At 44.2% G+C, this 12,628-nt stretch carries 11 protein-coding genes and 2 pseudogenes; 2 read left to right on the forward strand and 11 right to left on the reverse strand.

Annotated features, from left to right (window positions below; all coding sequences use genetic code 11):
• From GRP75_RS12535 to GRP75_RS12550, 4 genes and pseudogenes are all read right to left on the reverse strand, one after another.
• Positions 1 to 270, reverse strand: a pseudogene (locus GRP75_RS12535) (peptide ABC transporter substrate-binding protein); the annotation flags it as partial.
• 153 nt (positions 271 to 423) lie between these two features.
• Entirely contained in the window at positions 424 to 813 is a 390-nt protein-coding gene (locus tag GRP75_RS12540) for a DUF3397 domain-containing protein (RefSeq protein ID WP_160789468.1), read from the reverse strand.
• A gap of 4 nt (positions 814 to 817) precedes the next feature.
• Positions 818 to 1,777: a ketopantoate reductase family protein gene (locus GRP75_RS12545; RefSeq protein ID WP_023989460.1), complete on the reverse strand. Its 960-nt coding sequence runs from the start codon at positions 1,775 to 1,777 to the stop codon at positions 818 to 820.
• 126 nt (positions 1,778 to 1,903) lie between these two features.
• Positions 1,904 to 2,554, reverse strand: coding sequence for an RsfA family transcriptional regulator (locus tag GRP75_RS12550; RefSeq protein ID WP_160789469.1), 651 nt, complete (start codon positions 2,552 to 2,554; stop codon positions 1,904 to 1,906).
• 297 nt (positions 2,555 to 2,851) lie between these two features.
• Here GRP75_RS12550 and GRP75_RS12555 point away from each other — a divergent pair, with 297 nt between their 5' ends.
• Entirely contained in the window at positions 2,852 to 3,937 is a 1,086-nt protein-coding gene (locus GRP75_RS12555; protein WP_160789470.1) for a hypothetical protein, read from the forward strand.
• Between the two features lie 100 nt (positions 3,938 to 4,037).
• Here GRP75_RS12555 and GRP75_RS12560 read toward each other — a convergent pair whose 3' ends face one another.
• The 5 genes from GRP75_RS12560 to GRP75_RS12580 form a co-directional block, all read right to left on the reverse strand.
• Positions 4,038 to 5,369: a PhoH family protein gene (locus GRP75_RS12560; protein ID WP_023989462.1), complete on the reverse strand. Its 1,332-nt coding sequence runs from the start codon at positions 5,367 to 5,369 to the stop codon at positions 4,038 to 4,040.
• Positions 5,370 to 5,668: 299 nt separating this feature from the next.
• Positions 5,669 to 6,730 carry an LCP family protein gene (locus GRP75_RS12565; protein ID WP_068942355.1) on the reverse strand — a complete coding sequence of 354 codons (1,062 nt, stop codon included), beginning with the start codon at positions 6,728 to 6,730 and terminating at the stop codon, positions 5,669 to 5,671.
• 125 nt (positions 6,731 to 6,855) lie between these two features.
• On the reverse strand, positions 6,856 to 8,697 hold the full coding sequence (typA, locus tag GRP75_RS12570) for a translational GTPase TypA (RefSeq protein WP_013311112.1): 1,842 nt from the start codon (positions 8,695 to 8,697) through the stop codon (positions 6,856 to 6,858).
• A 290-nt stretch (positions 8,698 to 8,987) separates the two neighbouring features.
• Entirely contained in the window at positions 8,988 to 9,479 is a 492-nt protein-coding gene (locus GRP75_RS12575) for a LiaF transmembrane domain-containing protein (RefSeq protein ID WP_023989464.1), read from the reverse strand.
• A 94-nt stretch (positions 9,480 to 9,573) separates the two neighbouring features.
• Positions 9,574 to 10,233 carry a TerC family protein gene (locus GRP75_RS12580; RefSeq protein ID WP_023989465.1) on the reverse strand — a complete coding sequence of 220 codons (660 nt, stop codon included), beginning with the start codon at positions 10,231 to 10,233 and terminating at the stop codon, positions 9,574 to 9,576.
• A gap of 217 nt (positions 10,234 to 10,450) precedes the next feature.
• Here GRP75_RS12580 and GRP75_RS12585 point away from each other — a divergent pair, with 217 nt between their 5' ends.
• On the forward strand, positions 10,451 to 11,146 hold the full coding sequence (locus tag GRP75_RS12585; protein WP_025722107.1) for a TerC family protein: 696 nt from the start codon (positions 10,451 to 10,453) through the stop codon (positions 11,144 to 11,146).
• Positions 11,147 to 11,218: 72 nt separating this feature from the next.
• Here GRP75_RS12585 and thiI read toward each other — a convergent pair whose 3' ends face one another.
• A complete protein-coding gene (gene thiI / locus GRP75_RS12590; protein ID WP_160789471.1) occupies positions 11,219 to 12,445 on the reverse strand; it encodes a tRNA uracil 4-sulfurtransferase ThiI in 1,227 nt (408 codons plus the stop codon).
• 1 nt (position 12,446) lies between these two features.
• Positions 12,447 to 12,628, reverse strand: a pseudogene (locus GRP75_RS12595) (cysteine desulfurase NifS); the annotation flags it as partial.

Consider the following 12,628-nt stretch of genomic DNA (forward strand, 5'->3'; position numbering starts at 1 on the left):
TTTGCCGTCAGGACCCATACGTACGAGACCTTCATACAAAGTTTTCAGAACCGTGTTAGTTTGACTATCCTGAGCTTGTGCCGGATCGAACGTTGGCGGCTCGGATGCAAGGTTAATGCGCAAAATTTGCTTGTCGGCCGCAGCCGGCGTAGTCGAGGTGTTTTCTTGTGCGCCCTTACCATTATCGTTCTTGCTGGAGCCACAACCTGCGAGCAGTGCACCAACTGCAAGAATGAGTGTCAAAAGGACTAAAAAGCTTTTCCTTTTCATCTAGCGTTTTCCCCCTAGTTCTAAAGTGGTATATGTTTATAGATTATACAACCAGCGGTCAAAAAAATCTACATTACATTTCTTCAAATTGAGCTTTTTTTTCAAAAAAACATGATTAATTCATATTTTTTCACCTTTTCATGTCATCTTATATCACATGATGTTGAATATATTCTTAAATATACCAACAACAGTCAACAAAATATACGCCAATGTCATCGCTATAAAAGTTAATCTCCAGACCGCTCTACATAATCTTTTACCATCAACCTTCCCTTTTATTCGATTTTGAGCTCCTCCAATTAAACCCAAGGCCAGTAATAGGAGCAGTAGAATCAAATAAAAACCGAATCGAGATGTAAAAATGACGTTAAAGAGTGCTGCGACGGAAAATATCAGAAAAAACGTGGTAACATCCATAGAAGTAAGTAACGATTTCTTTTTTTCCATTTTAAGAATGTAGCGACAAACCGCAAACACGATCAAAAACGGAAAAAAGGGAAGAATACTGAAAGTGATAATAGTACCTTGTATAAGACTCAACTGATCACCCCTCTTTTAGCCGCATGCCTTCAATTAATTGCCACAATACCTCATGAGTTGGTGCAGTAACTCCAGCCCGATCTGCCATCTGCACCAGTTGTCCGTTAATTGAAGCAACTTCCGTCATGGACTGTGCAAGTACATCAGCTAGCATGGACGAGTGATTTTCTGCCGTTGCCCGGCATACATTCATAATTTGCTCCCACCATGCGTTTTCCCAGTGGATACCATGAGCTTCATACACTTGAATGCCTTCATCGTACAGCCTGCGCATCATATGTATTCGAATAGGGTCCGAAAGCAGCTCGCCATTACGAACTCGCCATACCGCTGTCAGCGGATTGATCACAGCATTGATCAACAACTTGCGATACATACCGTTCTCGATTTCTTTCGACAAGCAAACGTCAAATCCTGCTGCAAGCAGCCGATTTAGCACACATTGATTAAAATTATTGTTCTTCGCCTCCTCCCCTTCCTCCGAACTACCAATTTCAGTAACACCCGATCCTGCATGTACAATGGATGCTACTCCCTGCCTCTTGGCTCCTTCAGTCGTCACAGCAGGGTATACCACAGCTTCAGGCCAAGCCTGTCTAATGCGTTCTATATGGCCGATTCCATTCTGCAAGCAAACAATTCCTGTATCTCTATCCATTTGAGCTGCAGGCTGGATCTGTTCTAATACTTCCTCAATCGCCCCCTGTTTGGTCATAAGCATTATCCATCGTGCTGGAGCCTGTGAATTTAACCGTTGCCAATCTGCCAATGGCGCTACCTTCAATTTATCCCCGGAAACATGTACTGCCGTCTGTCCCTCCTTATCAAACACAGTAATCCCTTCACGAGCAATGACGCGTGCCTGCTCAAGTGTACGCGTCCACAGCCTTACTTTTGTACCCGAAGCAGACAACCTCCCGGCAAACAACAATCCCAGCGAACCCGCTCCAATAATATCAATCACCTTTGTATCGTCTCGCTTCCATCTTTTTTTCTACTATATCATATGCACTCTAAAGAAATACAAAAAACGCCAACTACGGCAAAGCGCTAGTTGACGTTTTATTTCAATATTGCAGAAGTAATCTTGTTACTCAATGCGCTCCAGATTCCCATTGGCGTCCATTTTGAATCTGGATTTAAGCTCTTCCTCATCTTCAGTGATTAAAGCCAAGCGCCGAGCTCGGTCCATAATCTGAATCAGAGCTTTATAATCATCATTCACAACACGATAGTCGGTTTGTACATCATTCACTTCTTTGGACAGCCGGTCATTAATAGAGCGAAGCTGATTCAATTCTTCTTCCTTTTCCCGTAAATCTTTCTCCAGCATCTTAATCTGCCGATTCGTTTCCTGGACGGATCCCTTCCATTGGCGCAAGAAGCGAATTACTGCATCAATAGATAATGTATCCTCACTCGCACCATCCGTTCTGTATCCACCTTCGATTGTATCAAGCGAGGCAAAAGCCGCAACCTGTGATACACCCACCGGGTTCTGCTTACGGATATAACTGCGCTTCTGGCGCTGTGCTTTGGCAATACTAATCGCTTCATCGTAACGTTTGCGCACGCAGCTATTCCAACGAAAGCCACATGCTGCAGAGGTTCTTCCTATTTTTTGTCCAACCTCCTCAAACGCAGCGAGCTGCGTTCCACCTTCACGGATATGCCGCAATGTCACCTCCGCCAATATCAAGTCATCTTCCACACTCCATGCATCTTGTCTTATTGCAGTCATGCCTCTAGCCCTCCTAACAACATCCTGAAATAACCGTCTTCATGAACCGATCTTGCCGGTATTTGAATAGGGTATAAAAGCTGTTTATTCATTCCTATGCCTCTCGTAGAGTTCATAGAATCTATTTGATACTAAATTGTATTTCCATTTCTGCAAGAACTCATACGTGAACGTAAACAGTTTCGGGTTTCAAGCATGCTCAGACTGCTGTACAATAAAATGAATGGTTAAAGAAACAGAAAGGATCATATACATTACCATTAGTTTTTTTCGGGAATACATAAAAGGGGAAACCAAATGAACAAACGAATAAAAATCACAATCAGCACCCTGCTGACCACCATTATGTTGCTAACTTTCATATATGTACGTCCTACCCTGGCCGCTCCCTCCCATGAAGAAAGTAAGATTTTACAAGATAGCCTGTCGATTGTAGAGATAGACCATGAAATTGAGCGAATCAGTCAGGAGCAGCATACCCTTTTGCAGCGTCAGCAGGAACTGCGAAGTAATCTCACCGTTCAGCAAGAGCAAATGACCATACAACGGAAGCGTGCAGGTTCTGTGCTGCGATCTTATTATATGGGGGAAAGGGACAAACTGTTGAGTGTGGTGCTAGGGGCGAAAAGTATAAGGCAACTTCTCTCTCTGTACGATTACTACTTATTATTGATTAGTCACGATCAGGATGTGCTTCAAGAATATGAATCCAATTATCAATCTATGCGAAAAACAGAACAACAAGTCACCCAAGCCTCAATGGAACTGGAGACTGTCAAAACAAACTTACTGGCACAACGTAAACGCATTGCCCTGCTTCAGTCGCGTGTAAATGACGGCGTTAACGCCAGTAATGACCCGGATACCCTACGCAAGCTAATTGGCGAAATGACAGCTTATTGGGAGAATGTAGGTGTCTACGAGGTAAATAAGCACTTTAAAGCATTAGCTCAAGCTATGCAGAATTTACCACAATTCATTCAACAACAACAAGGTGCCATGGTTACAAATGGAAAAGTCATTACGATAAGCATTCGTGAAGAGGACTTTAACCGTTTTTTAAAGTCAGAAAATGAATTGTTTAATCACTTCAACTTTACATTTGCGCAGGATCGAATTGTGGTAGAAGGTCAGCAGGGAACGATGAAATTAAGGGTAGAAGGTCACTACACGCTAGAGAATGAGCCGAAAAATGCAATTTTATTTCATGTGGATCGATTGGTATTTAATGGTCTGGAGCTACCTGATACGACCCGCAACAAGCTGGAAAAGGATTTTGATCTGGGTTTCTACCCACAGCAGCTTATTTCATATGTCAAAGCCACAGAAGTACGCACTTTAGCAGGAATGCTTGAAGTTAAGCTCGAATTAAACTTTAAGTAAAATTTTGCTCACCTTTCATTGTTCTGAATTTTTACGTGTATAAAACAAGAGACCCCGGGAGATTCCCGAGGTCTTTATTATTGTAATAACGGTAGGGATTTTATAGTAGATCGGCTGCCAACTGCGCGAGCTTGGAGCGTTCTCCTTTTTCCAACATAATATGCCCGCTAATCCCTTCTTGCTTAAACCGCTCCACCACATAGGTTAGACCGTTACTGGCTGCATCCAGATAAGGGTGATCAATCTGCTCCGGATCTCCCATCAAAATGATCTTGCTCCCCTCACCCACCCGGGACACAATCGTTTTGATCTCATGTCGGGATAAGTTTTGCGCCTCATCGACTATAATAAATTGCCCAGGTATCGAACGCCCGCGAATATAAGTAAGTGCCTCCACCTGAATACTGCCCAAGCCCATCAAAATTTTGTCGATATCACCTGATTTTTTGGCATCAAACAGATACTCTAGATTATCGTAGATGGGTTGCATCCACGGGCGAAGCTTTTCATCCTTTTCTCCCGGTAAATAACCAATATCCTTACCCATAGGAACAACAGGCCGAGCAATCAGCAGTTTTTTGAAGCGATGTTCATCCTCTACCTTAAGCAAACCTGCCGCCAGCGCCAGCAGCGTTTTGCCCGTACCCGCTTTTCCTGTAATGGTCACGAGGGGGATATCGTCATTAAGCAAAAGCTCCAATGCCATCCGCTGTTGAGCATTACGCGCGCTGATTCCCCACACCGATTCGTTACTTAAGTACAGCGGCTCTAATCGCTCTGCCTCCTGATTCACTTTCAGCAAAGCTGATTTTCCAGTTCCCATTTCATCTTTCAGAATAACAAATTCATGCGGATACAGCGTATAAGGTAGTTCCAGTGGCTTGATTGGTAAAAAACGGTTAGAGTAAAATTCATCTATGATGGACGGGTGCACCTGTATTGCCGAGTATCCGGGATATAGCTCACTTAGATCGCCTGTTCTATCGGATAGGTAGTCTTCGGTCAGCAGTCCCAGTACATCTGCCTTGATCCTGACCAGCACGTCTTTACTGACCAAAACGACCGAACGTGGTTCAGGCTGCTCCTGCTCTTCCAGATGATAATTCAAGGCGACCGCCAAAATCCGGTTATCGTTCGAAACCTCCCCGAACATCTCCTGAACTTTCAAAAAACTTCGGTGGTTTAACTCAACCTTAAGCCTCCCACCTTGGGGAAGTGGAACGCCACTGTGCAGATGACCTACTTCTCTTAACCCGTCTAACAATCGCGATACATTGCGGGCATTCCGTCCAATCTCATCCGCGTTGCGTTTTTTGGAGTCGATTTCTTCCAGAACAACAGCTGGAATGACAACTTCATGTTCTTTGAAGGTAAAAATGGCTTTCGGATCATGCAGCAGCACATTCGTATCCAGCACAAAAATTTTCTTCATTAAATCCCCTCCAAAGCGGCGTGGACAATCTCGTGTTTCATACCTATACCTATTCACCGGGTACCCAATACTTGCTGATTCCCTGAAAAAAGAACCCCAAAGCAGATAAAGCCACGAAAAGTTGTAGTGAAGATAGCTCTGAGCCTGTACATTTTTAAAATTAGACACAAAAGGCCCAGTGATTGCTCACTGGACCTAGACTTGGTTCACTATAACTTTAGACATACCTCAACCCCCTTATGTTATATAAGAGTTTTACTCGCTGCGAGTATAACATAAGAGAGGAGAAAGATACATACTCAGGAATTGGAAGAAGCTGCAGTAGTGTCGCTTGCTTTTTTAGCTAATTCCTCTTGTAGCGCTTGTTTGGCCAAATCGAGCTGTTGCTCATCAATGTACACATACGGGCTACGCCACGTTCCTGCCACCGGATTGTATTTCACATTTTGCTTGGAAATATTCCAATAGGTTTGTACGATATTTTTCATTTGCTGTGACTCGATATCTGTCATCATATTCTTATCAACCGATTTAATAATTGCGCTAAACTTGGTCAAAGCGTTAAAGGATTGCATTTGGTCAATTAGGGAATGAAGCACCTGATTTTGTCGACGATTGCGATCAAAATCGTCAGATTCAGCTGTTCTTGGACGACAATTCGATTTGCGGTAGCGAACAAAATCAAGAGCCTGATCACCGTTCAAATGCTTGGCTCCAGCTGTCAGGTTAATATCGGTACCATCTGCACGGTCACGATAACACATGTTTTTATCAACCGTCACATCTACGCCACCCAAATTATCTACTACATCTCTAAAGCCCTGGAAGTTAATAACCGTCACATAATCGATATCAATGTTTAAATATTTGCCGATCATCTTCTTCATTTGTTCTTCAGCAACTTCACCAGATTCTTTCTCTCTAGCCTTAAACACCGGATAATACTCATTCAACTTGCGTGGTTTATATCCATCCATTTCTAGACGCGTATCGCGCGGTAAAGACACGATGGTAGACGATTTGGTATTGGGGTTTAATGTAGCTACCATAATAACGTCTGACAAATAAGTCGGATGATCAGGGCGGTAATCGGTTCCCAGCAATAAGATAGTCAAAGGCTTAGCTTCAGCCAATTGTGTTTTGGGTACTTCCTTGTTGATCCCCGTATCCAAAACTTCCTCTACCTGATTGTAAAGATAGTAGGTATAACCACCTGCTGCCAAAATACCTATAATGAGCAGAAACAAGACAAACTTCATAAACGATCTGAAAAAGCTTTTTTTCTTTTTCGTTTTTTTCGGTTTGGCGGATTTTTTCCCGCTTTGTGTCCGGGGAGGCAATCCGTTCGAAAGATTACTCATGCTTCAACACCTTTTCCTGCGTTTTGAGAAATATCGCTTTCTCCAAGTTTACAATCCTAAAACACATACAGCGGCGCATCCCGTTCCCGGGCGTCGCCGCTGTGGCCAAAGACCAATCCAATTAATTACGTATTTGCTTGTGCTGTTTTACGTTGTTTCTCCGCACGCTCGCGTTCACCTTTGTTCAAGATCTTTTTACGCAAACGGATGGCATTAGGCGTAATTTCGCAATACTCATCATCATTCAGATATTCGAGCGCCTGCTCCAGAGAGAAGATAACAGGTGTTTTCAGTTTAACTGTATCGTCTTTTGTTGCTGAACGAACGTTTGTCAATTGTTTTTCTTTACAAATGTTAACGACGATGTCGTTATCACGTGTGTGCTCCCCAACGATCATGCCCTCATAGATTTCAGTACCTGGCTCCAGGAACAAAATACCGCGATCTTCTACGCCCAGCATACCATAAAATGTAGAGCTGCCGTTTTCCGTTGACACGAGAACACCCTGATGACGTCCACCTACTTGACCGCCAACAAATGGTCCATAGCTGTCAAACGCATGGTTCATTACGCCGTAACCACGAGTCAAAGTCAGGAAGTTTGTAGTGTAACCGATCAGACCACGTGCAGGGATCAGGAATTCCAAGCGAACCTGTCCGGTGCCGTTATTAATCATGTTAACCATTTCGGCTTTACGGGAGCCCAAACTTTCCATAACCGCGCCCATGCTTTCTTCCGGAATATCAATGAGGAGACGTTCGATTGGCTCCATTTTCTTACCGTCAATTTCCTTGACGATAACTTCCGGTTTGGACACTTGCAGTTCGTAACCTTCACGACGCATGTTTTCAATCAGGATACCCAGATGCAACTCACCACGTCCGGATACAATAAAGGCGTCCGGGCTATCTGTTTCATCAACACGTAAGCTGACATCCGTTTCGAGTTCTTTCAGAAGACGCTCACGCAATTTACGGGATGTTACCCACTTACCATCGCGACCTGCGAATGGGCTGTTGTTAACCAGGAAGGTCATTTGCAGCGTTGGCTCATCAATCTTCAGTACAGGCAATGCTTCAGGATGATTTGGATCGGCAATGGTTTCACCGATGTTGATATCTTTAATTCCCGCAATCGCCACAATGTCACCAGCGCCCGCTTGGTCAGTTTCAATACGTTTCAGACCTTGGAAGCCGAACAGCTTCTCAATACGCGCTGATTTACTGCTACCATCACGCTGCATAACTGTGACTGCTTGCCCCTGCTTGATGATACCGCGGTTTACACGACCTACTGCAATTCGGCCAAGGTATTCGTTATAGTCCATCAGTGTTACGAGGAATTGAAGAGGCTCATCTACTTTCTCAGTTGGAGCCGGAATGTGCTCTACAACTGTTTCGTACAATGCTTGCATGTTATCGTCTTGCTTTTCAGCATCCATGCTGGATGTTCCGTTCAGCGCCGAAGCGTACACAACAGGGAATTCCAATTGCTCATCATTCGCACCCAGCTCAATGAACAAATCCAATACTTCGTCAATGACTTCTGCCGGACGAGCTGCAGGACGGTCAATTTTGTTCACTACAACGATAGGCGTCAGATTTTGTTCCAGCGCTTTACGCAGTACGAATTTCGTTTGCGGCATGCAACCTTCGTAAGCATCAACGACGAGCAAAACACCGTCAACCATTTTCATAATCCGTTCCACTTCGCCACCAAAGTCGGCGTGTCCCGGTGTATCTACAATGTTAATCAGGTAATCTTTGTAAGTGATTGCTGTATTTTTAGCCAAAATCGTAATACCGCGTTCACGCTCCAGATCGTTGGAGTCCATGGCGCGCTCCTGAACAGCCTCGTGTTCTCTAAATGTTCCGGACTGTTGAAGCAGCTTGTCGACAAGCGTCGTTTTTCCGTGGTCGACGTGGGCAATAATCGCAATATTGCGAATGTTTTCTCTTGCATGCATGGTTTGTATCCATATCCTTTCCGTATATCAAAATAGTGTCTCTATCCTGAAGCAGTGCTGATTCAAGGCTAACAATCGTTCTTTAGGCCCACTCCCTGCCAGCCTTCTATATGTTTCAGGCTTTGTACAGACAGCTTCTCTCTCCGATTCGCGTGAAAACCTTAAAATAAGCGTCAGAAATCTCCGACGCTCTTATCATATCCATTATATTATAGTTGAAATATGTCATAAAGCAAGACATTATTGCCTGTTCCGTAATTTACCGCCATAAAATCTCACAGCTTGTCGTTTTACCTTTTGCGTTTGCCACGGTTGTTTAGGACCAACCAGGTTCCAGCTCCGATCAGTAAAACTGCAATAACATATATGATGCCCGTTCTTAGCAGGGTAATGACCAATAAAAACACCGATATCAACCCCAATATCACGCCCCCTGTATAAACATTACGAGAAAGCGAAATATCATTAATGGCGTACTGCCATAATCCAATCGCCACACCTAGAAGTAGCAAAGGCCATAAATAGGCCATTAAATGCCAGCCCCAAATATTGCAGAGCAAAAATAAGAAGCCATAAACCGACAAAATCCCTGCCGGCAGCAACATAAAGGGTGAAACTTTACGCTTCATGTACATTGCATGCAGTACGATTCCAGGTATTAAAAACAGCAAAGGCCAAAAGTTTCGTCCCAAGAAGGAGAACGTCCCCAGTTTCCCCAACAAAATAATCAGTCCTACGGCAACAATGCCCACTCCGATCATACGCTCTTTTCCGGAATTCATCGTGGTCTCCTTTGTTTGCTGAATTTGTTTTTAGGTCTTTTAATGTGATTGTTTTTAAGTATATTTTAGCCGATGTTTTCCAAAAAAACTACGTTCAAATATGGCGAGCTCGTAACTGACGATATATTCCTACAATGACAACTGCTGCGGCCAAAAGTCCCGGTAACCATGCATGTATTAGCTCCCCCGCACCTGCTAACCACACACCCAATCGGGGATCACGGAGTAGCATTTCTCCTGCCGTAAAAGCCAGGATTGCAGATCCAAGCAAAACAAGTACAGGGAACCGATGAAGCCAGATCGCAATCACGTTGCTGCCCCAGACGACAATCGGAATGCTAATTGCAATACCAATGACGATAATGGCGATATCCCCATCTGCTAGGGCTGCAATAGCTAATACGTTATCTAGACTCATCACAAAGTCCGCTACCAGAATCACCTGTATAGCCTTCCATATGGTTGTTTCTGCTCTGACTCCCACATGATCCTCATTCTCATAAAGCAGCTTAAACGCAATCCATAACAGAAGTAGACCGCCTGCCGCCTGAATAAAGGGTATGCCCAGCAAAATGACAGCTACAAAAGTCAAAACACAGCGCAGGAGGACTGCACCGACTGCCCCCCACCATATAGCTTGACTCCGCTGCCTTGCAGGCAAGTTTTTGCTCGCCATGGCTATAACAACTGCATTATCACCGCTTAATACCAAATTAATCATTAATATTTTCAACAGCAAAATGATATGCTCCATGTGTACAAACACCCCCATCCTACTTGTATGCGAAATAGGACGAGGCTATGCTTATAAGCCTTGTCAAATAAGTCATCATTTATTAAAAATTGATGTCAAATTTGTTGAGTAAAGACCTTGAAATCAATAACAAACAGCAATATAATGAATCGTATTTCCGAAAAACGGGTATTAAAATAAACAACATACAATGATTTTAGGATGTTTAATCAGGGAGATGAGAACGATTGATATGTCCGGACTTCAGTTCTTTTGGCTACTGCTTAATGTGATATTTATTGACCTTCTGCTCGCAGGAGATAATGCGATTGTAATTGGACTTGCCGCCAGAAAGCTGCCTCCTGCCACGCAAAAAAAAGCGATACTGTACGGTACCGGTGGTGCCCTGCTCATTCGCATAGCAGCCACCATTGTGGTACTCTGGTTGCTTCAAGTACCGTGGTTGTTACTCATCGGGGGTGTCATGTTAGTCTGGATCGCGTATAAGTTACTCGTAGACCAGGAGGACCATACCGAAGTCAAAGCGGGAACAACGTTATGGGGTGCTATCCGCACGATTGTTGTAGCCGATGCGGCTATGGGTCTGGACAACGTGATTGCGGTTGCTGGCGCGGCCCAGCAGCATTTGCTACTTGTAGTGCTGGGCCTGTTAATTAGCGTACCGATCGTTGTATGGGGTAGCACTCTTTTTATCAAACTGATCAATAAATTTCCCTGGATTATCTATTTGGGATCGGCTGTTCTTGGTTATACAGCCTCTAATATGATTACTGAAGAACGTAAGCTGGAACCCTATTTTACCGAGCACCCTGCGCTGCGTATCTTGTTTATTGCCGCAGTTATGGCTGGTATTTTGCTCACAGGATATCTTCAAAATCGCAGAGCAGTATCCAGTCGAGAAAAAGCCGTCTAAAATGATTCAAAAACTGTTTTAACTAAAATAAAAAAGCAGACCCAAATTAGCTGGTGGGTCTGCCTTTTTATTTTAAAACCAATCTTCCTGTATAACTTCCTCTTTACGCCCCTCTATAGCTCCACCTGTCTCCAGGACAAGTGTCTCCGTTTCAGCCACAGCCTGTTCAATCAAGGCATTTAAATCCCGAATAGAGGCTTCAATCTTTTGAACAACCCACAAATTCGGATTGGTGGTTGGGGATTTGGGAACAAACAATGTGCAGCAATCCTCATATGGAAGGATGGATAGATCGTAGGTGCCAATTTGCTTTGCGATTTCCGTGATCTCCTGCTTATCCATCATTACGAGAGGTCGCAGCAATGGTAATTCTGTCGAACGGCCAATCACATTCATGCTGGATAACGTTTGACTAGCGACTTGCCCCAGACTGTCGCCCGTCACGAGTGCCAGTGCTCCTTCACGCTCAGCCAGCATCGTTGCAATTCGTAACATAGACCGTCTCATTAGCGTAATAATCAGATTATCCTGTCCAGTGCGCGTAAAGGCCGTCTGCACCTCTGTAAACGGCACAAGGTGGATTTTAATCCGACCCGCATAGCCTGCTAAGACCCTTGCCAATTCAATGACCTTTTCTTTCGCACGCTCACTTGTAAACGGATAGCTATAAAAATGCACACATTCAATTTCCAATCCTCTACGCATGGAAGACCACCCTGCTACCGGGCTGTCAATTCCACCAGACAGCAGCAGCATAGCTTTACCGTTCGTTCCTAACGGAAAGCCCCCTACAGCCATAATAACATCGCTGAATATATAGGCCGCCTGCTCTCTAACCTCCACACGTAACTCAATATCTGGTTGATGTACATCGACCCTCAACGCTTGAAACTCTCGCAAAACAGGAGAACCAATTAAATGGTTCATCTCTTGTGAAGAATGGGCAAATTCCTTCCACACTCTGCGGGCATTTACCTTGAAAGTCGTTCCCTCGTCCACATTCAGCTCACGCATCAAAGCTACAGCGGTCTCAATTATAGCACCAAGCTCGACAGGAGCCATTTTGACAGGACTTATTGTCGTGATGCCAAACACTTTTTGTAACACTTGAATGATCTGTTCATAAGGCTCTCCTCCGAGAACCACATAAATCCGTCCAAATTCCTTCCGCAAAGAAGCACCGGGAAACGGTTTGAGTAGCAGCTTCACGTGATTCAGTACTGCCTTTTCAAAACGAGTCCGATTCTTCCCTTTTAATGTAAATTCACCGAAGCGAAGTAACAGCATATCATAGTGCATTTTAACGTTTCCACCTTTCAAGGGATTCCAGCTTGGCTACAGCCTGTCGCAGTGCAAGTATAAGCTCATCGATATCCTGTTCCGTATGCTCATCACCGAAGCTGATACGAATGCCGCCAGACGCTTCCGCCTCATTGCATCCCATCGCCAGCAGCACCCGACTGGGTTCAGCCAATTTCGAAG

The sequence above is a fragment of the Paenibacillus sp. OT2-17 genome, from assembly GCF_009827695.1.
Classification (GTDB): domain Bacteria; phylum Bacillota; class Bacilli; order Paenibacillales; family Paenibacillaceae; genus Paenibacillus; species Paenibacillus polymyxa_B.